Source organism: Roseomonas populi (genome assembly GCF_024594815.1).
GTDB lineage: Bacteria > Pseudomonadota > Alphaproteobacteria > Acetobacterales > Acetobacteraceae > Roseomonas > Roseomonas populi.
The window spans coordinates 22,579-45,785 of sequence record NZ_JANJOU010000040.1; the positions used below are offsets into that span (position 1 = coordinate 22,579).

General features: G+C 66.9%; 23 protein-coding genes. 11 read left to right on the forward strand and 12 right to left on the reverse strand.

Annotated features, from left to right (window positions below; translation table 11 throughout):
- Positions 1 to 4: 4 nt before the first annotated feature.
- On the reverse strand, positions 5 to 2,251 hold the full coding sequence (locus tag NRP21_RS27090; RefSeq protein ID WP_257719368.1) for a TonB-dependent receptor: 2,247 nt from the start codon (positions 2,249 to 2,251) through the stop codon (positions 5 to 7).
- Between the two features lie 96 nt (positions 2,252 to 2,347).
- Positions 2,348 to 2,716 carry a DUF2946 family protein gene (locus tag NRP21_RS27095; protein WP_332844183.1) on the reverse strand — a complete coding sequence of 123 codons (369 nt, stop codon included), beginning with the start codon at positions 2,714 to 2,716 and terminating at the stop codon, positions 2,348 to 2,350.
- Positions 2,717 to 3,521: 805 nt separating this feature from the next.
- Here NRP21_RS27095 and NRP21_RS27100 point away from each other — a divergent pair.
- Entirely contained in the window at positions 3,522 to 3,746 is a 225-nt protein-coding gene (locus NRP21_RS27100) for a hypothetical protein (protein ID WP_257719370.1), read from the forward strand.
- Between the two features lie 312 nt (positions 3,747 to 4,058).
- Entirely contained in the window at positions 4,059 to 5,906 is a 1,848-nt protein-coding gene (locus tag NRP21_RS27105; protein ID WP_257719371.1) for an Ig-like domain-containing protein, read from the forward strand.
- Here the strand turns inward: NRP21_RS27105 and NRP21_RS27110 are convergent, their stop codons facing one another.
- From NRP21_RS27110 to NRP21_RS27120, 3 genes are all read right to left on the reverse strand, one after another.
- Positions 5,907 to 6,092: a hypothetical protein gene (locus NRP21_RS27110; protein WP_257719372.1), complete on the reverse strand. Its 186-nt coding sequence runs from the start codon at positions 6,090 to 6,092 to the stop codon at positions 5,907 to 5,909.
- Between the two features lie 89 nt (positions 6,093 to 6,181).
- A complete protein-coding gene (locus NRP21_RS27115) occupies positions 6,182 to 6,310 on the reverse strand; it encodes a hypothetical protein (protein WP_257719373.1) in 129 nt (42 codons plus the stop codon).
- Positions 6,311 to 6,583: 273 nt separating this feature from the next.
- On the reverse strand, positions 6,584 to 7,123 hold the full coding sequence (locus tag NRP21_RS27120; RefSeq protein ID WP_257719374.1) for a helix-turn-helix domain-containing protein: 540 nt from the start codon (positions 7,121 to 7,123) through the stop codon (positions 6,584 to 6,586).
- Between the two features lie 358 nt (positions 7,124 to 7,481).
- Here NRP21_RS27120 and NRP21_RS27125 point away from each other — a divergent pair, with 358 nt between their 5' ends.
- Positions 7,482 to 7,940, forward strand: a complete 459-nt coding sequence (locus NRP21_RS27125) for a septal ring lytic transglycosylase RlpA family protein (protein ID WP_257719375.1) — start codon at positions 7,482 to 7,484, stop codon at positions 7,938 to 7,940.
- Here the strand turns inward: NRP21_RS27125 and NRP21_RS27130 are convergent.
- Positions 7,921 to 8,151, reverse strand: a complete 231-nt coding sequence (locus NRP21_RS27130) for a hypothetical protein (RefSeq protein ID WP_257719376.1) — start codon at positions 8,149 to 8,151, stop codon at positions 7,921 to 7,923. The genes NRP21_RS27125 and NRP21_RS27130 overlap by 20 nt on opposite strands.
- Positions 8,152 to 8,442: 291 nt before the next feature.
- Here NRP21_RS27130 and NRP21_RS27135 point away from each other — a divergent pair, with 291 nt between their 5' ends.
- A complete protein-coding gene (locus NRP21_RS27135) occupies positions 8,443 to 9,450 on the forward strand; it encodes a lipid A deacylase LpxR family protein (RefSeq protein WP_257719377.1) in 1,008 nt (335 codons plus the stop codon).
- A 383-nt stretch (positions 9,451 to 9,833) separates the two neighbouring features.
- Here the strand turns inward: NRP21_RS27135 and NRP21_RS27140 are convergent, their stop codons facing one another.
- Positions 9,834 to 10,565 carry a YoaK family protein gene (locus tag NRP21_RS27140; protein ID WP_257719378.1) on the reverse strand — a complete coding sequence of 244 codons (732 nt, stop codon included), beginning with the start codon at positions 10,563 to 10,565 and terminating at the stop codon, positions 9,834 to 9,836.
- Positions 10,566 to 10,707: 142 nt separating this feature from the next.
- Between NRP21_RS27140 and NRP21_RS27145 the strand changes: the two genes are divergently transcribed.
- Positions 10,708 to 11,154: an HD domain-containing protein gene (locus NRP21_RS27145; RefSeq protein WP_257719379.1), complete on the forward strand. Its 447-nt coding sequence runs from the start codon at positions 10,708 to 10,710 to the stop codon at positions 11,152 to 11,154.
- A 647-nt stretch (positions 11,155 to 11,801) separates the two neighbouring features.
- Here the strand turns inward: NRP21_RS27145 and NRP21_RS27150 are convergent.
- Positions 11,802 to 12,506 (reverse strand): PEP-CTERM sorting domain-containing protein, encoded by a 705-nt coding sequence (locus tag NRP21_RS27150; protein WP_257719380.1) that lies wholly within the window; start codon positions 12,504 to 12,506, stop codon positions 11,802 to 11,804.
- A gap of 598 nt (positions 12,507 to 13,104) precedes the next feature.
- On the opposite strand from NRP21_RS27150, the gene NRP21_RS27155 reads away from it, so the two are divergent.
- Positions 13,105 to 13,827 carry an SOS response-associated peptidase gene (locus NRP21_RS27155; protein ID WP_257719381.1) on the forward strand — a complete coding sequence of 241 codons (723 nt, stop codon included), beginning with the start codon at positions 13,105 to 13,107 and terminating at the stop codon, positions 13,825 to 13,827.
- 7 nt (positions 13,828 to 13,834) lie between these two features.
- On the opposite strand, the gene NRP21_RS27160 is transcribed toward NRP21_RS27155, so the two are convergent.
- The gene (locus tag NRP21_RS27160) at positions 13,835 to 14,560 is read right to left on the reverse strand and encodes a DUF72 domain-containing protein (RefSeq protein WP_257719382.1); all 726 of its coding nucleotides are present in this window, start codon (positions 14,558 to 14,560) and stop codon (positions 13,835 to 13,837) included.
- A 935-nt stretch (positions 14,561 to 15,495) separates the two neighbouring features.
- Between NRP21_RS27160 and NRP21_RS27165 the strand changes: the two genes are divergently transcribed.
- The 4 genes from NRP21_RS27165 (at position 15,496) to NRP21_RS28140 (ending at position 20,120) form a co-directional block, all read left to right on the forward strand.
- The gene (locus NRP21_RS27165; protein ID WP_257719383.1) at positions 15,496 to 17,001 is read left to right on the forward strand and encodes a calcium-binding protein; all 1,506 of its coding nucleotides are present in this window, start codon (positions 15,496 to 15,498) and stop codon (positions 16,999 to 17,001) included.
- A gap of 56 nt (positions 17,002 to 17,057) precedes the next feature.
- Positions 17,058 to 18,665, forward strand: coding sequence for a calcium-binding protein (locus NRP21_RS27170; RefSeq protein WP_257719384.1), 1,608 nt, complete (start codon positions 17,058 to 17,060; stop codon positions 18,663 to 18,665).
- Positions 18,666 to 18,862: 197 nt separating this feature from the next.
- A complete protein-coding gene (locus NRP21_RS27175) occupies positions 18,863 to 19,297 on the forward strand; it encodes a MarR family winged helix-turn-helix transcriptional regulator (RefSeq protein ID WP_257719385.1) in 435 nt (144 codons plus the stop codon).
- A 16-nt stretch (positions 19,298 to 19,313) separates the two neighbouring features.
- Entirely contained in the window at positions 19,314 to 20,120 is an 807-nt protein-coding gene (locus NRP21_RS28140; protein WP_408639675.1) for a recombinase family protein, read from the forward strand.
- A gap of 151 nt (positions 20,121 to 20,271) precedes the next feature.
- Here the strand turns inward: NRP21_RS28140 and NRP21_RS27185 are convergent, their stop codons facing one another.
- From NRP21_RS27185 to NRP21_RS27195, 3 genes are all read right to left on the reverse strand, one after another.
- Positions 20,272 to 21,114: a tripartite tricarboxylate transporter substrate-binding protein gene (locus NRP21_RS27185; RefSeq protein ID WP_257719387.1), complete on the reverse strand. Its 843-nt coding sequence runs from the start codon at positions 21,112 to 21,114 to the stop codon at positions 20,272 to 20,274.
- A 167-nt stretch (positions 21,115 to 21,281) separates the two neighbouring features.
- Complete coding sequence (locus NRP21_RS27190) at positions 21,282 to 21,611, reverse strand: DoxX family protein (protein ID WP_257719388.1); 330 nt, start codon at positions 21,609 to 21,611, stop codon at positions 21,282 to 21,284.
- An 8-nt stretch (positions 21,612 to 21,619) separates the two neighbouring features.
- Entirely contained in the window at positions 21,620 to 22,075 is a 456-nt protein-coding gene (locus NRP21_RS27195) for a RidA family protein (protein ID WP_257719389.1), read from the reverse strand.
- A gap of 61 nt (positions 22,076 to 22,136) precedes the next feature.
- Here NRP21_RS27195 and NRP21_RS27200 point away from each other — a divergent pair, with 61 nt between their 5' ends.
- A complete protein-coding gene (locus NRP21_RS27200; protein ID WP_257719390.1) occupies positions 22,137 to 22,643 on the forward strand; it encodes a MarR family winged helix-turn-helix transcriptional regulator in 507 nt (168 codons plus the stop codon).
- Positions 22,644 to 23,207: the final 564 nt, after the last annotated feature.

The window sequence follows — 23,207 nt, forward strand, 5'->3', positions numbered from 1 at the left end:
CCTCTCAGAACCGGATGCTGTAGGTGAGATCGACGCTAAGCGGTGCGCCCAGGTAGACCTGCTGCGATCCGAAGCCGGACCACTCCGCGTAGAAGGCATTGGTCAGATTACGCCCCCGGAGCGTCAGTGTTCCACCGCCGACCTCATAGGCCACGAAGGCGTCGAGCAGCGTGTAAGGCTCGACCTTGATGGTGTTGGCGTCGTCCGTGTAGCTCGTGCCGACATGCCGCACCGAGGCCCCGAAGCTCAGCGGGATGTCGCTGAGGCGGTAGCTGGTATAGGCGTTGAGGAGGAAGTTGGCGGAGTTCGGCGGGCGACGGCCCGACAGGTCGCGCCCTGCGCTATCCCTCAGTTCCGTGTACTCGACCCGCTGCAGGGCGGCGTTCATCCCGACCCTCCACTGCGGTGTGACGTCGGCCAGGATGTCCACCTCGACGCCACGGCTGCGCAGGCTTCCGCCCTGCCTTACCAGGGCGGGCTGGGACGGATCCCGCGTCAGGATGTCGTCCTGCTCGATCTGGTAGAGCGAGGCGGTCACGGAGGCCCGGTTGTCCAGGAGGGAGGCTTTGGTGCCAACCTCGTAGGCGTGGCCCGAGGAAAGGTCGAAGCGGGCGTTCGCCGTGTTGCTGAGGAGGAGCGTGGTGATGGGGACGGTGGCGCGGGTGTACTGGGCGTAGAGGGAGAGGTTCGGCAACGCCTCGTAAACCGTGCCCAGGCGCCAGGAGAGGCTGTCGAAGTGGCGGTTAAAGCGGGTCGTGGTGCCGGCATTCAGGTCGTCCACCCGCCGGTCCAGGTCGATCCCCTCATGCCGGATTCCACCCAGCACCAGCCAGGAAGGGGTGATGTTGAGGGCGTTCTCGGCGAAGACCGAGTGCGAACGGGCGGTGCTGTCGAAGTCCTGCCGTGTCGGGAAGTTCGCGGCCGTGTCGGCCGGGAAGATGCCGCGGACCGGGTTGAAAGGATCGACGGAGGCCATCGTCCCGAAGCGGCGGTGGGAGGTGAGGTCGGTTTGGTAGAACTCGTAGCCCCCGGTGAAGCGGTTCCGCAGGCCGCCGATGCGGCCGTCATAGGAGGCCGCGATCCGATCCGAGACGAACTGCTGGTCGTGGGTGATGAGGGTCGATGTGCGGTCCAGAAGGCTGGTCCGCGCGTTGAACGTGTAGTCCTCCGAGTTCGCCCAGCGCCGATCGGAGGTGTAATAGGAAAACTCGTTCGAGAGGGTCCACTCGGAGGACAGGCGGTAGCGGGCGTTCTGCCGCAGCCAGAAGGCGTCGGAGCGCTGAACGCCGTTCTCGACGTTGTAGTTCCGGCTTCGCGTGGCGCGATCGATGACGAAGCCATTGGCGGTGGAGACGATGTCGCTCGGGTCGCGCGCGAAGGCGCGGGGCACCAGCGTCGTCCCCTGGTAGGGCGTGCCGTAGTTGTCGTGGAAATAGGCGACCGAGGTATCGAGCGTCAGCCGGTCGGTCGGGCGGGCCGTGAAGGCCGTGGTGAAGGAGATCCGTCGGCTATCCGTGTCGTCGACGTAGCCGTCCGAGCTTGAGTAGCTGAAGGCGGAGCGCAGCGCCCCCCAGTTCCCGTAGGAGTGGTTGAAGGACGCCCCCGTGCGCAGGCTGTTGAAGCTGCCATAGCCGAGCAGGCCCTCGTAGAAGTCGCTCCCGATGACGGGCTGGCGGGTGACGAGATTGATGGAGCCGGCGAGCGACCCGGTGCCGTTCACGACAGAGGCCGGCCCCTTGATGAACTCGACCCGTTCGAAGGCGAAGCTGTCGTAGGTGCGGGATATGAGCCCGGGGTCGATCGCACGCGCCCCGTCCAGCAGGTACCCGACCGCCGTCCGGGGCAGGCCGCGGATGTTGGCCACCGCAGGGGCGCCGGGAATGTTGCCCGCGCGCACTCCGGGGGCGGCGTTGTAGACCTCCACCAGGTCGCGCAGGCCGCGCTCCTGCATCTCCTCCTGGGTGATGACGTCCACGGTGGCCGGCGTTTCGGCCGGGGTCAGGCCGAGGAGGCTCCCCGCTTGGCTGGTCTGGTGAAGGCGAACGGCAGCGCCGCGACCCTCCACGCTGACTTCAGGTACCTGCACCGTCGCCTCTTGGGCGAGGACTGGACCTGTCAGGCCGGTGGACGAGAGCAGGATGCAGCCGAGGCCGATGGCCAGGGTGGTGCGTGGTGGATGCCCTGAGGCGAGGAAAGACGGGGCAAGACTCGTGTCGCGCGCCGGGCGCGAGGGAAGGAAGATCGGGCGCATGGAGCGCATTCCTGAGCAGCGGTGGTGCGCGCGTGCTCGGCACGCATGACGGGGCCGGGCGCGGCGCGGTGGGCCGTGCCCGGCGACAAGCCGGTGTCAGGTGGAGGGTGGTGCTCTGGGTTGTTGGGGCGGTGCGCGTGGCGGGCTGGAGGGCAGTCCCTCCCGCCCGAAATGCTCGGTCACCAGGGCATAGGCGACAGGCAGCGGCACGGCGACAGGCTCGGCCACCGGGAGGGCGGCCGGAGCGAAGCACAGGGTGCAGCAGTCTACGGTCTGGCTCGCCTTGATCGGCTGGCCATCCTCGCCGACCAAGATCCGGCGTGTTCCGTCATGGCTACAGAGCTCGATCAGCTGCGCCGAGGCGAGCTGCGCCATGGCGCGGGCGTGCGGCAACTCGGCTCCGGCCCACTGCAGGAGCAGCAGGCAGGCGAGAAGGCGAACAAGGCCTCTCGGGTGGGGACGCATGGAAAGGTACTTAGCGGAAGGTAACGCTCGCGTCACCCCAGATTCGTAATGATTACGTTACATCATCGGAACCCGGCTATGCTGCGAGCTGGTCCGGCCCTGCTTCTAGAGACCCGGAAGCGGACTGGCAGTTATCGGCCTGACCCTGCCGCGGGAAGAGGTTTGGGATGACGGTGCTGTACTGGCCCCGCAGCCGCCGAGATCTGCGGGAGGCTGCAACGGCGTTCCACGCGCTCGATCCCAGCATCGAAGATCTGGCCCTGCGGTGAGGGAAGGGCACGTTGCCAGCGCAGCCCTACTGGCCGGAGACCCTGAGGCTCAGCGATCCCCCGTCTTGCGCGAACTCTGGGTCGCGCTGCTCACGCCACCCTGCTTGCCGCCGCTGCGGACGGTGCCGGCCCAGGCGTCCTTGGGGTTAGCCTTGCCCCCGGTGGCGTTCTTGCCGCCCTGGGGTGCGCGACCGGCAGGCGGAAGGGGAGGGAGGTTCGCCATAGGTGTGCCTTGTGATGTTGTTGAAGGGGGTAACGGAGCAACGTGCCGGAAGACGCAGCCCTGCGCAAAACTGGCAACCGATGGCGTACGAAGCCTGGGGCCGAACGGCGCAGCGGTAGGTGCTGGGCGCGAACACTCTCTAGGGGATGCCGATCATGGCAGCCACTTCGCGGCGGGCTGCGGGTTTTTGCTGCATTCGCCTCATGGATAGGTGGAATCCACCTCCTGCGTTGGAGTGATGGCCTGGGAAGGCGCATCTCCCTGTCACCGAAGGGCGGCACCCCGCCGCCCCATTCACCCAGGACATGCAGCCATGATCAACCTTCGCAGCCTTGCCCTCGCCGCCGCCCTGATCGGTGGTGCGCTGACCTCCGCTCCGGCCTTTGCCGACCAGGACCGTGTGCCCGAGGGCGCCACTGCCTCCGGCCGCTGGGTCGCCGCGGAGGGCCGCACCCCGCTCGCCAGCGCCACCTCCAGCGCGCAGCAGAACTTCCTGGCCCTGAGCGGCGCGACGGGCGGCGCCGGCCAGCACTCGTAAAGAGCCGCGTCAGAGAGAGCCCAGGTTCTTGTCCTGGGGTCTGGGCCTCGATGGCCCGAGAGGGGTCGCCAGAGACATCTGGCGGCCCCTTCCATTCGTAGACGGGTCGCCCTGCCTGTTACCCGCCAAAGCAAAGTGAAAGTGCGCGCAGGGCGTCGCCGCTGGCGGCGCACCACCACCTGAAGGGGCAGTGGCTGCCAGCTGGGGCCGGAGAAATGCACGCGGCCTGCTTTCGATGCGGCCTAGAAACATTGACCCATCGCGCCCCGCGGGAGCACGCTTCCTCGAAACAGACCGCGAGGATGTCCGGCCATGCCCCGTCGCCGCTTGGATGGAACGCTGGCCGACGACCTCATCAACGCATCCGACCTTCCAGCGGATAGCTACGCCTTCTCGCGGCTTGACCAGGGCAACGATCGCTTCCTTGGCTCGTCCCAGGATGACCTTGTCGCAGGAGGAGCGGGCGACGACACGCTCCGTGGTGCGGGAGGCAACGACCGCCTCGATGGCAACGAGGGTAACGACCGCCTGGACGGGGGCGATGGTGCCGATCGGCTCTTCGGGGGTGCCGGGGAAGACCGCCTTCTCGGCGGAAGCGGTGACGACGTGCTGAACGGCGGCGCGGGGGACGATCGGCTCAGCGGAGGCACGGGAGACGACGTTCTCATCCTCGACTTCGCCGATGGCAGGACCGGCAAAGATGTGCTCGATGGCGGCGATGGCCAGGATGAGCTTCGCCTTGTGATGACCCGGGCTGAGTGGCTGGATTTCGTTGCCCAAGTCGATATCCCCCGGCTGACAACCGATTTGGCGAATGGTGCAATAGTGTTCTCTCGCCATCTCGGCGCGCTGGTTCGGGGATTTGAGTCCATCAAAGTCGTGGTGGATGGCGTCGGCGTGCCCACCAACGACGATCCGGTCACGGCCCAGCCGGACTTCGCCACGGTAACGGCTGGCGACACGGTGTCCCTGGATGTCCTGGCCAACGATCAGGTTCCCGATCTGGTTTCGGCCTTGTCCGTCATCTCCCGACTTCCACGCGGCACTGCAACCTTTGCGCCGGATGACACGCTGACTTTCGCGACGGGTGCGGACTTCGCTTTTCTCAGGCAAGATGCCACCTTTGATGTCCCGGTGTTCTACATCGTGCGGGACACCGACGGTGACTTTGGGACGGCTCTCGCTACGATCCGCGTCACCGGGGTCAACGACGCACCGACCGGGATCACCTTGGCCCCTCAAAGTGCCGTAGATGGGACGGCGGGACCAGGCGGCCAGCGAATCGGTACCGTCGTAGTGGCCGACCCAGACCAGGGCGACAAGGCCGTGATTACGGTCGATGATGCGCGCTTTGAGATCCGCGGTGACACGCTCTACCTGCGGCAGGGACAGGCTCTCGATGCGGCAACTGAGCCCACCGTGGCGCTCCATCTCACCGCCACCGATTTGGGTGGCCTCTCCGTGAGTTCGGATATTACTCTCACTGTGGAGCACCCGGGGCAGGGCGGGTTCAACATCGAACGAGTGGGCACCTACGAGATATTCAGCGGGAGAGGGGAACCCACGCTCAACACCTTCGTCAGGGATACGGGGCTGACCCCGGTGACGCTCCACACCCTTTCGGCCGTCGAGTTGGCGCGGGTCGATGCGGTTTTCGTGACCAACATGTCCGCCAGCAACAACAGTGAGTTCACTTTGGCCCAACCGACCCTGGAGGCCTGGGTACGCGACGGCGGCGTGCTTTTTGTTCACGGCTCGACGGGCCTGTCCGCCCCTCATAACCTTCCTGGCGGCGAGGGAATGGATGTTCGCTACAAAACTGGAGGCCAGATCGAGGTTGTGGACGACGACGGTCCTATCGCCCAGGGGCCCTTCGGCGTTGTTACCGACACGAGCCTCGATGTTGAAAACAGCCGCCAGTTTCCTTACACGCCTGTCGCATCAATTCGGGCAGACGCCGAAATCATCCTGACCACCGAGTTGCCCACCGAGGCCGTGACTTACGGCTACCGTCTCGGTGAGGGTGCGGTGGTCTACTCCACCCTCTCGGTCGCTTCATACCTGTGGGGCTTTGGTTCCCCTACCATGAACGAGGCCGTGAAGATTTATGCCGAGAATCTGCTTGCTGCATTTACCAATGGCGGGGACGTCTTCGCCTAGCTAGACGCCCCACAAGCCCCTGTCCACCACCACCGACACGGTAGGCACGAGCCAGGCCTCGCTGGCGCTGTCCTCGCCCAGATCCTGGCCCAGCACCTCCACCACGACGATCATTCCACTCTCCACCGCGGCCAGCATCGCGAGGCTCGGGGCGCAACCGGAAGCGGCCGAGCGCCCGCCCATCATTCCGACGGATCTGGCCAGCCCCGGTCGAGGAGGCCAGCCACCACCTTGGCCTTCAGTTCGATTTCTTCCATCAGTTCCAGCCAGTAATCTCAGCGGTCAGGCTCATCCGCCCGGGCCGCCGCATCGGCAAAATCGCCGCAGAGGGCTACCCGCTCGTCCAGGACGCGGAGCGCCGCTCCCAGGGCGGCATCCACCATGTCCGTCGTTCGCACGTCCATGTCGGCCGCCGAGAACTCGTGCCCGATGGAGCAATGGAATCACAGGCCGTTCTCGCCCTCGCCGTTGCGCATCGCCCCGCCGCACTTGGGGCAGGTGTAGGCGAAGGGGTGGGCTAGCCTTACTTTGTTTGGCAAGGAATGCCCTCCTTCAGGTTGGCGCTAGAGGCTGTAGCGGCGTTGTTCGGGCGAGAGGTCCATCCGTTGAGCAGGGTCCTGCCAGGACGACGCAGGAATGCCGCGGCGCAGTTCCGCCCTGGTGGTGGCGCGGCCGGGCTAGCCGGCCATCATCCTGGCTACCGCGATCAGCGCGCTACGACGCTTCGGATCGGTGATCGTGCAGAAGACCTGAAGCAACTCGGCAATGTCGTCGCCGGCGCTGGGCGGCAGCGCCATTGCGGGCGGTGTCGGAACATCCTGGATGGAGCCGGCCGCGATCAGCACGTCTGGCCGGATGTCCAGAGCATTCGCGATCGCGATGAGGCGACTGGCCGCGATACGGGTGGTTCCCACCTCATAGCGATGCAGCTGGGCCCCTGTAACCCCCACCATTCTCGCCAGCGCTTTCTGTGTCATCCTCCTGACCCGGCGGAGTTCCCGGATCTCGCGGCCGACCGCTACGTCCGACGATGTCGGGGAACGCTGAGTACTCGCAGCCAGGGCGCGCTGCTGCTGAAGGCTCAGGCTGTCAGTCAACTTGGCTGCGCGATCTTCCTGCTCAGCAAGCCGAGCCAAAATCCTCGTTCCAGGACCGGTGGACAGGTCAACGACATCCGTCGGGGGCGCTTCGACGGATTTGCGAGAGGCAACGTTCATGCAATGTTTTACTCTCTATGGAATTTTTGCTCGGAAATGATGCCTCGCTTGTTCCTTGTACTACGAATTTGCGATGAATGTTCGGCAACAAATGATAGGTCGGCTAAAATTTATTGTGACTTTCTCTGAGAGAACTTCCTGTCTTTGCTGAAAGCCCAACAGCGGACGGTTCTCGTTTGGTCTTTACCTGATTGAAGGCAGCCTTCCGGTGGGTCCTAGAGGCTGGGCGAATGCCCTATGCGGCGGCGCAACGGCGCCCCTCCGTGCGCAACGGCCGGCCCTTCGCCCCTGCGCTCCTTGGCCGGTCAACTCGCGATGGCAGCCGGACGTTACACAGCCTCCATCTCCGGAAGGCATCATGTCGCGCATCGCTGCCCTACTCGCCTTGTCGCTCCTGGCGAGCGGTTCAGCCTTCGCGAACGTGCCAGACCCGGTGGATGTATCCGGGCAGGCGCGCCGCGGTCAGGCTGCTGTGATCGCCCAAGGCCACGCCGGGCGGCGCATGGCCGATGGCGGCCGGGTGGAGCTGAACTCCGACACTGCGGCGAGCGCGGACCTGCCCCTTGGGACGACGGCCCGCATCCGGAACCTGCGGAATGGGCGGGTGGCCATGGTGCGGGTGCGCGACCGGTTGCCCGCATCGGAAGGGCGGATCGTGAGCGTCACGCCCAAGGTGGCAGGCATGCTTGGCATGGGCAGCGTGACCCAGGTGGAGGTCGCACCTTTGGCCGTGCCCCAGCGGGACGGCACGATACGCCTTGGGTCTGGAACCCGCCTGACCGGGCGGCGAGCCTACATCACCGATCCGGCCCGCTGAGACGACCCAAAGCAACATCGTCATCCCGGCCCCTTTCGACGCGCGCGGACCAAGGCCGGTTATCCGCAAGAGGGAAGGCAGCGCTCGCCGCTCGAGGCAGGATGGCCCGCTCGCGCAGCAGCATCTCCAGCCCCGCGAGGTCTGAATAGGCAGCGACCAGCGCTTCAGGCAGCCAGAAGGCACTGGCCCGGTCGGTAAGGATGTGGATCATACCATCCCGCTGCGACGCTGGTGGCGAGGCGCCTAGCGGCCCAGGCCACGATGAAGCCGCACGATCCCGCGCCGCCTGAACGCCCTGAGAGCGGCCACCATCGTCCTTCTGTCCCTTCCTATCGTAAAGGGTCTTCTCCCTCTCTCACCCGTGCCGCTGGGTAGGCACCGGCGGTCCCAGAGCGGCTGTCGGGCTTCGCAGTGAGATCACCTCGTCGGGATGGCGGCAAAGAAGCCTTTCTCTGTCCACTTTCGAGGTTTACCGAGTGCCCCTCACTGCCCGGACGATCGCATGTTCCGTACTGCCTTGCGCCTCACTCCTACCCTCCTGCTTGCACTGCTCCTCCTGCAGCCCGCTTCGGCGCAAGAGGCATCGCGTGTTTCGCCCTATGCGGGGGGTACGCTGACGCTGGGGGACGAGAACGACATGTTCGGCGGCACGGACCGCTACTACACCAATGGCCTGATGCTGCACTGGACTTCTCCGGCTACCACGCCCGCTGGGCCGGTCGCATGGCTGGATCGGGGCTTCTCCTGGCTTCTAGGGCCAGGCGAGTTCCGCTGGGGGATCTCCCTGGAGCAGTCCATCTTCACGCCGGAGGAGATCCGGCGGCATGTGCCCGACCCGACCGACCGCCCCTATGCCGGGCACCTGTTCGGGTCGTTGAACCTGGAGAGGGAGACGGCGCTGACGCGGACCTCGCTCGCTTTCCAGCTTGGGGTGGTGGGCTCGGCCTCGGGTGGGGAATTCACGCAGAACCGCTGGCATGACGTGATCAACAAGTACCACGCGGAAGGCTGGGACAATCAGCTGAGGGACGAAGTGACCTTCGGGCTGGTCGCGGAGCGGCAGTGGCGGGTGGCGACTGGGCGTATCGCGGGGCTGGACACAGAGGTACTACCGGTGGCGACCCTCGCCCTCGGCACCGCCTATACCTATGCCGGGGCCGGCGGGCTGTTGCGCATCGGTACCGCGCTGGGAGCAGATTGGGGCCCGGCGCGGATCCGGCCGGCGATCTCCAGCTCGCCCCTTCAGCGCCCGCAGCACGACTTCGGGTGGTATATTTTTGGCGGCGCCGGCGGGCGGGCTGTGGCGCGGAACCTGTTCCTCGACGGCAGCACCTACCGCGAGAGCGCCAGCGTGGACCGGAAATGGTTCGTGGGGGAGGCGCAGGTGGGAGCCGCGATCCTCTGGCGAGGGACGCGGCTTGCCTACACCCATGTCTGGCAGAGTTCCGAGTTCGACGGGCAGCGAGGCGGACAGGCCTTCGGCTCGATCAGCCTGACCATTCCCTTCTGAGGGTGCGCAATCGGGATGGAAGGAGGCAGTGACGCTCCCCCTAAATCGAAGCGCGGAAGGCCCAGCGAGGAAGGTTGTCCCTGTCGCCACTACCGGAAATTGGAGAGCGGAAAGGTGAAAGGGCGTTCGTCATGGTTGTTGTCCGACCCGTCACACCGTTGCGACATCAAGGAACCTGTTCACTTGGCACCGTACTGAGCCGCCACACTCACCTGACGTGGAACGTGTCACCGACGTGACGGCTCGACGGCTGAAGTTCCCTCTCGGGAGAGGAAGGGTGCGTCGCGACGGCTCAGGCCTCCTTGGCCCGCATTGCAACGTTCCGTTTCGCGGCTGTCGGCCCTTCGAAGCCAGGCCTTGCCGGATCGCGCCCGCCGCCGAAGTTAGGCTGCCCTCGGAATATGCCGTTCCGCCCGGACAATCGCCCCGGCCAGCAGCAGCAACGCCACGGCCAGCGGTACGGTGGAGGCGAGACCGAGTTTCGCGAAGGCAAGCGCGCCCCCCACGCCGCCCAGGATAAATGCCAGCAGGATAGAGCACAGCAGGCGCAGCTTTGCGCGGTCAGCTCGTACCATGTGGCCGCCCGGCCCCGTCGGACTGCGGTTCCGATAAGCAAGCTTCCCGAGTTCAATGCCGAGATCCGTCACTACTCCCGTCATGTGTGTGGTGCGGATCCGCGAGCCGGAGGCCTTTGTGATGGTGGCGTTCTGCAGCCCCATAAGGAAGCAAAGCAGCGGCACGGCCAGCGTTGCCACTGGTTCTGCCTGTACCGCCCCGCCGAGGATGCCGAGCACGAGCAGCAGTACGGCTTCCAGCGCCAGCGGCAAGGCGTGAGGCGGCTGCCCAGGGTGGCGGCGGCCCCAGTTGATCAAGATCGCGGAGAGCGCGGCGCCGGAGAGGAATGCGAACACGGCCAAGGTTCCGGCCAGGGCGGGCCCGAGGGCCTGAAGGACAACCGCATCGGCCATCGCGGAGAGGATGCCGGACATGTGGGAGGTGTACTGGCCGACCAGCATGAAGCCACCCGTGTTTACCGCGCCTGCGATGAAGGCCAGCGAAATGCCAAGGCCAGCCTCGCTGGCTGCGACACTCGCGACATGCTCTCCGCCGATCATCGCCCGCTCCCAGGCTGGCCCAAGCTTGAGCCACTGGCCCGATTGCAGTGTCTGTTACTCGGAGCAATGGGTCCAGGTGGGCCGTGGCGGGCTGACAAGTTGATCGGCCATCATAGGTTAAGGAGAAGGAGAACTCCCCACCATGACCCTTCTTGCCGCCACCCTCGCGAGCCGCCTTCACGCCGGCCAAGTCGATAAGCAGGGCGCCCCCTACATCGACCATCTGACGGCCGTCGTTGGCATCCTTCGCGAGCGTTGGCCCGAAGCGCCTCCGCACGCGCTGGAGGCGGCGTGGCTGCATGACGCCATGGAGGACACTGGCGCTTCTGCCGAGAGCCTGCGCGCGGAGGGCGTGTCGGAGGAAGCCATCCAGCTGGTGCAGCTTCTCACCAAGCCGGCGGGCGCGATCTACCAGGACTGGATCGCGGCGCTGGCAGCGTCCGGCGACCTTTGGGCCATCCGGGTGAAGCTGGCTGACAACGCCCACAACTCTATGCCCGAACGCGCCATCCCGGACATGGTAGAGCGGCGGTATGGGCCGGCTCGGGAGCGCCTTGAAGCAGCGGAGCGGGGATCCGACGGACGCTGAGGAGGGGATCTCCCCCAGGGCAGGTCCAGCCGAGGAGAGACTGCATGGCTTACGCCTTCACAGCCGTCGAGCTTCAGCGCGGAGCCCCGCCATGGTGGTGGTCGCGCTCGGCAAAGGCGGCATGGTGGGCCCAGAAGGAGCGGCGGAAGCAGCGGATTTATGGATGCTCCCACGCAACTGGCGTCAAGGACATACCCGATCGGCCAACTGCGCCCGACCTGCTCACGGACCCATTCAGCCCGCTCAACTCCGCCGGCCCACTCTCACCGCCGGCCTCGCTGTTGCAGGAAGGTCCGTCACGATGCCCGTCATCTCCGCCGTCGTCGCCAGATAGCTCGCCATGCAGTTCACCATCCGTCAGCAGCCACGACAGCGGGTCGTCATCTACTTCGGACAGTGGACCCTCGTCCGCTTCGTCGTCGGACTGAGCAACCTGTAGCCCGTGGGCCTGAGGCTTGATGACGGCGCCACGATCCCTGTCAGGCCCTATCCATCAGCACCGACACAGTGGGTGCGATCCGCACTTCGCCGCCGGCGAGGCGGAGGGGGATCGAGGCTGAGGCGGAAATCAAAGCACGGTGAACGGAGGACCGGCCAAGGGATATGGTCCCCTAACCGGCTTCACATGAGGTTAGAGTCGCCTGAACTCAGGCTGCCCGGTTGCTCCGGCCGCGGCGGATGTAGGCAAGGCCGAGCAGGCCGGCACCGAAGAGCGCCAGCGAGGTGGGCTCGGGCACCGCCACCTGCAGGACGGACGCGCTGCCATTCTGGCGGCTGTAGTACAGCGTGTAGTTGCCGGCCGTCAGATTGCTGAAGGTATCCGCCACGACGGTGGTGGGGCCGCTCGCGCCACCGGCGACACGGACACCGTCCCGGTACAGGCTGAGGCCGTCGTCATGATTGATCACCAGGGTCGTGCCGGCGGCGAGGTTGCCCAGCGCGATGGTGTAGTAGGACCCGTAGCCGAAGTCCGACACGCTGCCGCTGGACTTGAGGAAGCGGTTCTCGTTCCTGAAGTCAGCGACCTGGGTGCCCTGGTAGGTCACCGTGCCGGTGCCCGAGTAGTTCGTGACGTTGGCCGCGGTGAAGCCGAAGGCGCTGTTCAGGTCGCCCGGCGGGTTGGACGGATTATTCTGGGGCGCCGTGTTGATGAAGTTCAGGTTGCCCGTGTAGGTGAAAGTGGCCGAGGCGGTCGATCCGCTGAAGGCCGGCGCCGTGTTGGTCGTGTCGAAGCCGTTGCCGTTGGTCAGGCCGGTGATGACGGAGATCGCGTAGGACGCCGCGTGGGCGCTACCGGCGCCGAGCAGGGCCAGCGTGGTGCCGGCGAGCAGTGCCACCTTGAATGAACGCATTTTGGGCCCCCGCTCCAAGCTTCTGACCGTTGCTATGGGGTAGCAAGTGCCGTGCCGTGGGATTTTTGCTAACTAGATCAAATGATTGGTAGGGATGCTGGCGCACATCGATGTGAATTCGTAAGGATCTGTGACAGCCTCGCCAAGCGCAGATTGCCGGGCGGCCATGCCCTCAAGACGCTTGGGCTGGGCCATCCGGCCCTGGCTGCCGGACACCCTGGGGGATTGGCGGCCCCTCACGGCCGCAGCCTAGAATGATCGCGCGGCCGGCCCGCCTGACGCTGTATCGGCAACGCCAACCCGCCCTGGTTGCGGGACGCGTTGAGGGAAGTGGCGCATCCCCGGCTGCGGCGCCACGACTTTCCGGCGGGCGCATGTCGCCTGGGCTGGAGATGTGTCGGGGAACGGAGCGGCCGGCGGGGATCTCTTCCGGACGGCCTGCCGGGCGATCTATCTTCCACGCAGGTGCGGGCTCACTTCGGCGCCGACAATGCGGCCTGGGCCGCTACGCGCCTTCGCCTGAGAAGGCGCGACCGGGAGACAGTAGCCCCGGCGCCGTACTGGCCCTTCGGGCAGCCTCGCCGCTACGCTCCGGCCTATGTGCAACCTCTACACCGTCCGGACAAACCCGCACGCCATCCGCCAAGCATTGGGCGCCGCGCGCGACCTACTGGGAAATCTGCAGCCACTGCCGGGCATCTACCCCGACTACGCCGCCCCCATCGTGCGCACGGCCGCGGAGGGGGGGCGCGAGATGGCCCTGGCGCGCTGGGGCATGCCGTCCCCGGCCTTCGCCCTCCAGGGCAAAAAGAGTGACCCGGGCGTGACCAACGTCCGGAACACCGCTTCGCCGCACTGGCGCCGCTGGCTCTCGCCAGAGCACCGCTGCCTTGTCCCGTTCACTGCCTTCAGCGAGCCGGACAAGGTGGAGGGGAAGTCCGTGCCGGCGTGGTTCGCCCTAGGCGACGGTGAGGACCGGCCGCTCGCCTTCTTCGCCGGGATCTGGGTGCCGCAGTGGACCAGCACGCGGAAGGTGAAGGAGGGCGAGGTGACGGCCGACCTTTACGCCTTCCTCACCACCGAGCCGAACGCCGAGGTGGCGCCGATCCATCCCAAGGCGATGCCGGTGATCCTGACGGAGCCGGAGGAGATGGATGCCTGGATGACGGCACCCTGGGGCGTGGCGAAGGAACTGCAGCGGCCGCTGCCGGACGGGCTGCTGCGGGTGGTGGGGCACGGGAAGTCGGACACGCCGGCCGAGGAGGACCTGCCCGGCGGTGATGTGCGGCCAGCGAAGGGCCGGCAGGGGAGCCTGCTATAAGCCGCGGTCACACCGCCCGCAGCAGGTCAAGCGCGTTCCGCGTCGCCCAGCCGAGGGCGGTGTTGTCGAAGATGCACCAGCACTCACGCCCCTCGCCGCGGGCAGCCCGGATTTGCTGGGCGATGGCGCCCACCTGCTCGCTCGAGTAGGGGGAGCTGTAGACCTCGGGCGAGCCATGCAGGCGGTGGTAGATCAGCCCCGGCCATCCTCCTGGCGCGGCCGCCCGCGGCACCACGGCAGGATCCGCCGCGACCCTGGCCACCTGATGATGCGCGAGATGCTTGTCGGCCTGGTCCGTAAACCAGCTCTCGTGGCGCGGCTCGCAGGCCAGCCCGCCGTCAAACGCCTCGCGGAACTCCGAGAGAAAACGCTCCACGACCTCCTCGTCATAGCACAGGCTCGGCGGCAGCTGCACGAGCAACGGGCCGAGCCGGTCACCCAAAGCCCGCACCTCGCCGAGGAAGCGCTGCAGCTGCTCGCTCGCGTCCTGCAGCCGGCGATCGTGGGTGATCGTGCGCGGGACCTTCGCTGAGAAGCGGAAGCCGCCCGGGACGCTGGCGGCCCAGCGCTCATAGGTAGCCGGCCGGTGCGGGCGATAGAAGGAGGAGTTGATCTCCACGGCGGGCAGGCGGCGCGCGTAGCGCTCCAGGTGGCTGCCGTCCGCATCGAACTCTTCGGCGTGTTGCTTGGGAATACTCCACCCGGCCGTTCCGACCCGCACTCCGCCTGTCATGCGCCTTCCCTCGCCGCAGCTCCGGGAGGGGAGCCGTCCTGGCGTAACGCAGGACGAGGGCCGGTTGATCCACCTGAAGTCGCGTCTCGGCGGCAGCTTCGCCGGGCGGCGTGACTTTGGCTCTGGCCAGCGCACCTCGTCAGCACGGCTGAGCAGGCGCTCCCAGCCCCCCCCGGTCCCGTCCACCTCGCCCAGCCTGTCCAGCAGGTCAGAGCAATCGACGGGTTCTTTGGCCAGCCTGGCGATGAAGCTGCTTGGCTTCCTCCCCGAACAGAGCGAAGCGTTGATGGCGCGAGGGGGACCAACATCCTCTCCCGGCACCCTAACCCCCTCGCGTCAGGGCTGTGGGTCGTGGAGCCCGACTGGTCGAGTCCGATCCAGGAAGCCGACAATGGTAAAGCCGCTTTCCCCCACACAGGCGCAGATCCTGGCATTGGCCACCCAGCACCCGGCGCGGCTGGCCGAAGCATCGCCAAACCTGCCGACCGCCGAACGCAATGCCGTGTTCCGGAGCATGCTTAAGGCCGGGCTGCGGAGGAGGTGCCTGCGTCTGACGACGCAACGATGGTTCCGCTAGTGACCACGGCCGGGCTGGTGACGGAAGACGAGCCGCACACCAGCGCATTGGTCTACTGCCGATCGAGGAGCCATCAAGGCGATCGAGGTGATTCCTAATTTATGGCGCTCGCGGCATGGAACATCGTCAATCTCAGTATCGCCAGAGCCTTCATCTCGGCGAGTTGCACAGCAACGCCTCGTGAATTCAGCAACACTCGGGCAATCCGGAATTTCTCTCGCGTCTTAGGAGAAATCGTAGTTGATAGTCACAAGGCCCCGCCCAGGTCGAGGTCTGTAAAGTCTGCCTGACTGCCTTCGTCCTCGCACAAGAAACCGGCCGGACACGCCGGCCCAGCTTTAGGGAGTGTGGAGAGCACATGGCCACGATCTACGGAACAGCTGGCGCCGACAGTCGCGACGGGACGAGCGCCGCAGATGCAATCTATGGTGGCCCATCCTCCAACCCATTCTCCGATGTCGGGAACGACACGCTGAGCGGCCTGGGCGGCGCCGACACCATCAACGGCTACCGTGGAAACGACACGTTGGACGGCGGTGAGGGCGACGACACGTTGGACGGCGGCTTCGGGACCGACACCGCCTCCTACCTCTCCGCCTTTATCGCGGTCACCCTCTCTCTCGCATTCGCCGGGGCGCAGAACACCGTCGGCGCCGGCATGGACACGCTGATCAGCATCGAGAACCTGACAGGGGGCCAGGGCGATGACCACCTGACCGGCAACACCGGGGCCAACGTGCTGGATGGCGCCGGCGGCAACGACACGCTCGATGGCGGCATCGGCAACGACACTGCCACCTACGCCTCCAGCACGGCCGGGGTCACAGTCTCCCTCGCGATCGTTGGGCCGCAGGATACGGGCGGGGCCGGCATCGACACGCTGATCTCCATGGAGAGCCTTCGCGGCGGCTCCGGGAACGACAGCCTGACCGGCAGCGACCGTAACAACATCATCGAGGGTGGCCTCGGCAACGACACGATGACGGGCAATGGCGGCGGCGACATGCTCTCCTACGAGACGAGCCTGGCGGCCGTAACCGTCTCCCTCGCTATCACCACGGCGCAGGACACGGGCGGCGCCGGCATCGACACTGCCACGGGCTTCCGCTCCTTGCGCGGCGGCTGGGGAAATGACGTGCTCATCGGCAATGCCGCCAGCAACGCGCTGGCCGGCATGGCGGGAGACGACATCATCCGGGGCGGCGGCGGCAACAACGCGATAGATGGCGGCGAGGGCCGCGACACGGTGGACTACACCGGCTTCACTGGCATCAGCAGCGTGGGCCTGTCTACCGGAGGCGGGCGGGTGACAACCAACGCCACGATCGACAGCCTCGTCTCCATCGAGGTGCTGCGCCTCGGCTCGAAAGGTGACAGCGTGTCCATCGAGAACGGGAGCTTCACCGTCTTCGCGGGCGACGGGGATGACACGTTGCGCGGCGGCACCGACGGCGACACCCTGTTCGGGCAGGACGGGAACGACAGCCTGATCGGCGGCGACGGGAACGATACCCTCTTCAGCGGGGCTGGGTTCGATACGCTCGACGGCGGCGCCGGGACAGATACGGCGAGTTACGAGGACGCCTATTTCCGCGTCATCGTGGACCTGGAGGACCCCAACGAGCGGCTCAGTCTGATCGAGAACGTGACCGGTAGCACCTTCAACGACATCCTGATGGGCAACAGCGGGGCCAACGTGCTGCGTGGCGGCGACGGCAAGGACTGGCTCTACGGCCGAGCCGGCGACGACCTGCTCGTCGGCGGCCTCGTGACGACCGGCTGTACGCCGAGGACGGGGCGGACACGCTGGCGGGCGGGGACAACGACGATCTTTACCTCGTCGCCGGCAGCGGCTCCGTCCTGATCGAGGATACCGGCGGCACCGACACGATCAGCGCGAGCGGAGCGCGGGGCGGGGCGGTGATCGACCTTTCCGGCGCGACGGCCAGCTCCGTGGGCGGCACCGCCGGCCAGCGCAGCATCACCTTCGGCACGGTGACGACGCTGCACGACGATAGTTCCAGCGCCGCGGCGGCCATCGCCGCCGGCCTCGCCTCTGCCATGGCGGCCCAGTTTGAGAACGCGATTGGCACCAACCATGGCGACCGGCTCACCGGCAACGACGCGGCGAACGCCCTCACTGGCTTGCTCGGCAACGACACGCTGCTGGGCGGCGCGGGCGACGACACGCTGGCCGGCGGTGCAGGGAATGACATCATGGATGGCGGCACCGGCCGCGATCTGGCCTCCTACGCCAACATGTTCCTGGGGGGCGTGAACGTCTCCCTCTTGCTGCAGAACACGGTCCAGGCGACCGGGGGCGGGGGCAGCGACCTGCTGCGGGGTATTGAGGGGCTGGAGGGCGGCGTGAACTCCGACATGCTGACGGGCGACGCGCTGGGCAACTTCCTCTCGGGTCTGGATGGCAGCGACACGCTCTCGGGCGGCGGCGGCGACGACACGCTCAGCGGCGGTTGGGGCGTCGTGGATAGCCTGCTGGGCGGGGACGGCCTCGACATCGCCTCCTATGCCGGCGCCACCGCGCCGGTCCGGGCGGAGCTGGCCTCCCCGGCCTCCAACACCGGGGAGGCGGTAAGGGACATTTATGACTCGATCGAGGGCCTGCTGGGCAGCCTCGGCAACGACAGGCTGGGTGGCGATGCGCAAGCCAACCTGCTGATCGGCAATGATGGCCACGATTCTCTCTATGGCGGGGCCGGGGTGGACAAGCTGGAGGGTGGCGTCGGTGACGACCAGCTCTTCGGCGAGGTCGACGGCGACCTGCTCGATGGAGGGGACGGCAACGATGCCTTGGACGGTGGCGAGGGCAACGACACCATCCAGGGCGGCGCTGGGAACGACACTCTGAACGGCGGTGCTGGTGCAGATCACCTGACCGGCGGCACTGGAAATGACACCTACTCTGTCGACAACGTGCTGGACGTGGTTGACGAAGCCAGCGGCTCGGGCACGGACACGGTTAGCGCCTCGATCTCCTTCGCCCTCTCGGCCGGGGTGGAGCAGCTGGTCCTAGCTGGCGGCGCCGATCTGTCAGGCACAGGCAATGAAGAGGCCAACCGGCTGACTGGGAACGCGGGCGCGAATCTGCTCTCGGCCGGAGGAGGCGCGGACTTCCTCTATGGCGGAGCGGGCAGCGACACGCTGGTCGGGGGGCTTGGGGCAGATCGGCTCTACGGTGAGGCGGGGGCGGACATAATCCGCTACGCCTCTGCCGCAGAGCGGGGCGACCTGATCTACGGGTTTGTTTCCGGCGAGGATGCGATCGAGGTCTCGGCCTCGGGTTTCGGGGGTGGGCTGTCCGGGGGCGCGCTCTCGGCAGATCAGTTCACGTCGAACAGTACGGGGCGGGCGAGCTCGGCGGCAGGTATCGGACAGTTCGTGTACGAAACCGACACGGGGCGGCTCTGGTGGGACGTGGACGGCGCGGGCGGGCAAGCAGGGGCCGTGCTGGGCACCCTTTCGGGGACGCCGGCCCTCACAGTCGCGGATATCCACCTTGTCGGGTGAGGTTCGGACAACCCCAAACGGTTCGATCCCGCCATCAGCAGCTCTGTCCTGCCATTCTGCTTGGCCTTAGCCCGGAGCAGAGCGAAGCGTCGGTGGCGCGAGGGGGGGCAACCTTCTCCCGCACCACCCTGACCGCCTCTCGTCAGGGCTTTGGGTCGTAGGATCCCGCTGGTTGGGTCCGACCCAGGGACCTGACGATGACCCAGCGCAAAGCGCTCTCACCCACCCAGGCGCAGATCCTCGCCACCGCTGCCCAGCACTCGGCGCAGCTGGCCGAGGCGCCCTCAAACCTGCCCGCTACCGCCCGGAACTCCGTGTTCCAGAGTATGCTCAGGGCCGGGCTATTGGAGGAGATGCCGGCGCCCAACGGCGGCATGCCGAAGATGCTGCGGATCACTGCGGCCGGGCTGGCGACGATCGGTGAGCCGAGCGTGGCGGAGGCGGGCGGAGAGGGCACGCAGGTTGACGTAGAGGGGCAGCAGGCCAGCACCAACGCCCAGGAAACCCAGGCGCCGCCTGTCGCGTCCGCTACCCCGCCGTTGACCCGCACCACCCTCCGGGAAGCCGCGACGGCCCTGCTGGTGGCCTGGGACGCGGGCGTGGAGCGCTCGGCCTTGCCGGTTCCCCATTGAGGCGCTCCGGGCGGCCCTGAGCCACGGTAGAGCAGCCCGCCTACCTCGCGACCCTTCCCTTCCGCGTCGTCCGCGTGAGGGCACCAAGCACCAGGCCGTGCTCTCCCTTTTGCGCAGAGAAGAGGGGGCGACCATCGCCCAGGTAGTTGAAGCCGCCGGTTGGGCCCAGCACACTGTCCGAGGTTTCTTCGCCGGGCTGATGGCCGGCTCCCGCCTCTCCCAAGCCTCCACCCAGCCCCGCTACGCGGTGGGGCTGTGCCGGGTCTCAACCGCCGAGCAGGGCCACTCCGGGCTGGGGCTCGAAGCGCAACAGGCCCGCGTCCGGGCCTTCATCGAGCGCAAGGGCTGGCTCCTCGTCGCCGAGCACCAGGACATTGCCTCCGGTAAGGATGACCGCCGCCCCGGGTTCCAGGCAGCCTTGACCCGCTGCCGCCAGCTCGGAGCCGTCCTTGTCGCAGCCCGCCTCGATCGGATTACCCGGCGTGCTCACACCCTCTCGCAATTACTGGAGGAGGGGATCTCGATGCGGCCGGCCGACATGCCTGGCGCGGACGACCTGATGATGCGGGTCTATGCGGCCATGGCGCAGAAGGAGCGGGAGCTCATTTCGGAGCGGACCCGGGCGGCGCTGGCGGCAGCGAGGACGGGGGGCGGTGCTGGGCGGGAACAGGGGATGGAGGCCAACATTGCCGCCCTGTGCCTCAGCCGCGGCCCAGGTACGCCGAGAGAGGGCCACCCGCACCGCGTATCGGCTAGCGCTGGAGGTGGACGCACTCAGAAGGGGAGGGGATCAGCACCAAGGCCGCGATGGCGCGGGCATTGACCGAGCGCGGAGTGCCGACGCCACGGGGTGCGGCGGTGTGGACGCACACAACTGTGGCGCGGGTGGTGGCGCGGCTTGGGGCGTAGATGCCAGCCCAGCGAACCAAATGCTATTAGGCCCGCATTCGCCCGCGCGTTCCACACACGTCGTGTCAGTCCGCGAACTCGCCCGCCGCTTGCAGGATCGGCCGCCACCGTTCCACCTCGCTGACGAGAAGGGCTCGCAGCGCCTCCGGCGACCCCGTTTCCGCCGGTTCCGGCGAGGTCCCCAGCTCCGTCAGCCGGGCAACGACGCGGTCATCGCTGAGGGCGACGCGCAGGGCGCGGTTCAGGCGGTCGATCACCGGCCGCGGCGTTCCCGCCGGCGCGAACAATGCCTGCCAGATGCTCAGCTGGAACTCCGGCATGCCGCTCTCCGCCGTGGTCGGCACCGCCGGCATCGTCGGCAGACGCCCCGGAGAGGCGATTGCAAAGGCCTTCACCGAGCGCCCCTGCACTTGGCCCAGCGCACTCGTCGTTTGGTCGCAGTAGAGGTCGATGCGACCAGCGATGAGCTGCGGGAACACCTCGCCGGAGCTGCGGAAGGGCACGGTATTGGCCTGCGTTCTCAGGGCCGACTGCATCAGCATGGCGCAAAGCTGGCTGGACGATCCCAGGCCGGCATGGGCCAGGTTCACCGCGCTGCCCTGGCGACGCAGGTGCTCGGTCATCTCCGCCAGCGAACCTCCCGGAAAGTCCGGTCGGCCGATCCAGACCATGGGATTGCGGTTCATCAGTCCGATCGGCTCGAAATCCCGCACGGGATCAAAGGTGAGGCGCCGGTACAGGGTGGGTGCGGTCGCCATGCCGATGTTATGCATGAGGATACGGTAGCCGTCCGGCCGCGCCTGGGCTGCACGAGCAACACCAACTGTCCCGCCCGCGCCTGGGATGTTCTCGATCAGCACGGGCTGACCGAGATCGCGCGCCATGGCTTCACCGATCGTGCGCGCCACGCCGTCGATGGGCCCGGGCGCAAAGGGGATGATCATGACGATCGGCTGGGTCGGCCAGGATTGGGCCGGAGCAGGGCCAGGAAGCAGGGCCGCGGCAATTCCCACGATCGCCGTCAGCATGGACCGTTTGATCATCCAAAGAGGCTCCCTTCCGCAGGGTTTGAGGGTCAGCGGGTCAGGATGAGCACCGCCATGATCGCGAGCACCGTCGGGTACTCGCAACGTAGCCAAGCGCGATCGCGCGCCAGGGTGATGATCACGCTTGCCAGGACGGCGAGTGCGAGCAGAGCTCCCGCCGACCGTGTCGAGGAACTCACGAGCAGGACAGCGGCGGCGCCCTCCGTCAGCCCGGCCGCGATCCGCAGCGCGGCAGGGTATCCCCAGCGCCGGAACTCCTCCCGGACAAAGCCAGGCCCGACGAGGTTCAGGCCCGCGCCGATTGCCATGGCCGCCGCGAGCAGGATGGCAATAGCCGCCTCCGGCACAGACCCCGGCACGCCCATCGTCAGGGCCGATAAGCCGCGATGATGTCCACCTCGACCCGGGCCCCGGGTGTCGAGAGCTGGTTGACACAGAGCGTGGTGCTCACCGGCCGCCAGTCGCCGAAGTAGCGGCCCTGCACGGCATTCAACCCATCCTGGTCGCGCATGTCGGTGAGATAGCGCGTGACCTTCACGACGTCCGTCCAGGTTAGTCCCTGGTCCTCAAGGATCGCGCCGAGTGTTTCAAAGACGCGCGTCACCTGATCCTCAATTCGGATGGGATGCTCGTGCTCCTCCGAACGGTGGGGATGGTGGTGGTACAAGGGCGACGGCGTCGCGCCGGAGATGTAGAGCATCTCCCCACTGCGAACGCGCATAGCGGGGGCGTAGGGCATGTCCGCCTGCCGTTCTGGCAGGGTCTGGATTTCGCCCAGGCGCGGGTTAGAGGGCGATTGGCGGTAGGGTGGGTTCGCGGGCACGTCATGCCTCCTCGTCCGATTGAATTGGGGTCACGGGTTTATCTTGATGTCAAGAAGTTCGATGGAAAGAGAAAGCGACGCGGTGGACGCCCTTGTGGAGGCTTGGCGAACCGCCCGGCCCGAACTCGACCCGCGGCACCTTCACGTCCTCGGCCGCGTCTCCCGTATCGAGGCCGCCTTCCGTCGTCGGGTGGATGCCCTGCTCGCGCCGCTCGGCCTCAGCTGGGACATGTTCGATCTAATGGCGACGCTCTGGCGCGCACCTGGCCATGCGATGCGGCCCGGAGAACTCTCCCGCTGGTGTCTTCTCTCCTCCGGGGCCATGACGAAGCGGATCGACCGGTTGGTCGCTGCGGGGCTCGCGCGGCGGGAGGCGGATCCGTCGGACCGGCGCGCGCAGCTCGTACGGCTGACAGAGGCTGGCGTGGCGCTCGCCGAGCGCGCCGTCCCGCTCCACTTCCGCGGCGCACGAGAGACGCTCGGCAGCCTCTCCGAGCGGGAAGAAAAGGCATTCACGGCCTCGGCGCGGAAGCTGCTCCGATTTCTTGAAGGTCCCGAAGACGAGTGATCGCGGAACCTCTTCCCGCCGGGACATGGCCGCCTTCTCCGAGGGACCGGAGCGGAGCTGCTTCTCCAGGGAGGCAGGCAGCCGCGAGCAGATCGCCGAGGCAGTCGCTGCGCGGACCTAGGCCGACCTCGGAAGCGCTCTGACCCTTCGCGATGGCCAGCGCATGTATGCCCTTGCCCCAAGCCGTAAACGACCTCTCCGAACCGGATATCTCACGCGGAGGGTTAAGCGACGTGTGAGCCTGTCCGAACGATCGAGCACGGCGGAGTGCGCCGTCTGCAAGAGCGCCTTCTCGGCAGCCCCCCTTCGGTTCTTGTCGATCAGGTGGTCGCGTTCAACGCATAAATGGGGGAGTTGATCGCCAAAATCCCAAGCTTCGGAGACGAATCGTCCTCCGGAATGAGACGGCAATGGCTGCCCCAGCCTCGAAGTGCAAGGTGGAGCGCCCCCCATTTCGACCGGACAGGTGGCGTAACCTGAGGGCCTAGGCTGAAGCCTAGGCATACGCCTATGTCCAATCCCGTTGAGCGCGTCGAAATCATCACCGGCCGCGAGCGCCGCAGG

Coding starts and splice junctions, on each gene's coding strand:
- NRP21_RS27090 (WP_257719368.1), bottom strand. CDS start 2,251: ATGCGCCCGATCTTCCTTCCCTCGCGCCCGGCGCGCGACACGAGTCTT.
- NRP21_RS27095 (WP_332844183.1), bottom strand. CDS start 2,716: ATGCGTCCCCACCCGAGAGGCCTTGTTCGCCTTCTCGCCTGCCTGCTG.
- NRP21_RS27100 (WP_257719370.1), top strand. CDS start 3,522: ATGATCAACCTTCGCAGCCTTGCCCTCGCCGCCGCCCTGATCGGTGGT.
- NRP21_RS27105 (WP_257719371.1), top strand. CDS start 4,059: ATGCCCCGTCGCCGCTTGGATGGAACGCTGGCCGACGACCTCATCAAC.
- NRP21_RS27110 (WP_257719372.1), bottom strand. CDS start 6,092: ATGATGGGCGGGCGCTCGGCCGCTTCCGGTTGCGCCCCGAGCCTCGCG.
- NRP21_RS27115 (WP_257719373.1), bottom strand. CDS start 6,310: ATGGACGTGCGAACGACGGACATGGTGGATGCCGCCCTGGGAGCGGCG.
- NRP21_RS27120 (WP_257719374.1), bottom strand. CDS start 7,123: ATGAACGTTGCCTCTCGCAAATCCGTCGAAGCGCCCCCGACGGATGTC.
- NRP21_RS27125 (WP_257719375.1), top strand. CDS start 7,482: ATGTCGCGCATCGCTGCCCTACTCGCCTTGTCGCTCCTGGCGAGCGGT.
- NRP21_RS27130 (WP_257719376.1), bottom strand. CDS start 8,151: ATGATCCACATCCTTACCGACCGGGCCAGTGCCTTCTGGCTGCCTGAA.
- NRP21_RS27135 (WP_257719377.1), top strand. CDS start 8,443: ATGTTCCGTACTGCCTTGCGCCTCACTCCTACCCTCCTGCTTGCACTG.
- NRP21_RS27140 (WP_257719378.1), bottom strand. CDS start 10,565: ATGATCGGCGGAGAGCATGTCGCGAGTGTCGCAGCCAGCGAGGCTGGC.
- NRP21_RS27145 (WP_257719379.1), top strand. CDS start 10,708: ATGACCCTTCTTGCCGCCACCCTCGCGAGCCGCCTTCACGCCGGCCAA.
- NRP21_RS27150 (WP_257719380.1), bottom strand. CDS start 12,506: ATGCGTTCATTCAAGGTGGCACTGCTCGCCGGCACCACGCTGGCCCTG.
- NRP21_RS27155 (WP_257719381.1), top strand. CDS start 13,105: ATGTGCAACCTCTACACCGTCCGGACAAACCCGCACGCCATCCGCCAA.
- NRP21_RS27160 (WP_257719382.1), bottom strand. CDS start 14,560: ATGACAGGCGGAGTGCGGGTCGGAACGGCCGGGTGGAGTATTCCCAAG.
- NRP21_RS27165 (WP_257719383.1), top strand. CDS start 15,496: ATGGCCACGATCTACGGAACAGCTGGCGCCGACAGTCGCGACGGGACG.
- NRP21_RS27175 (WP_257719385.1), top strand. CDS start 18,863: ATGACCCAGCGCAAAGCGCTCTCACCCACCCAGGCGCAGATCCTCGCC.
- NRP21_RS27200 (WP_257719390.1), top strand. CDS start 22,137: ATGGAAAGAGAAAGCGACGCGGTGGACGCCCTTGTGGAGGCTTGGCGA.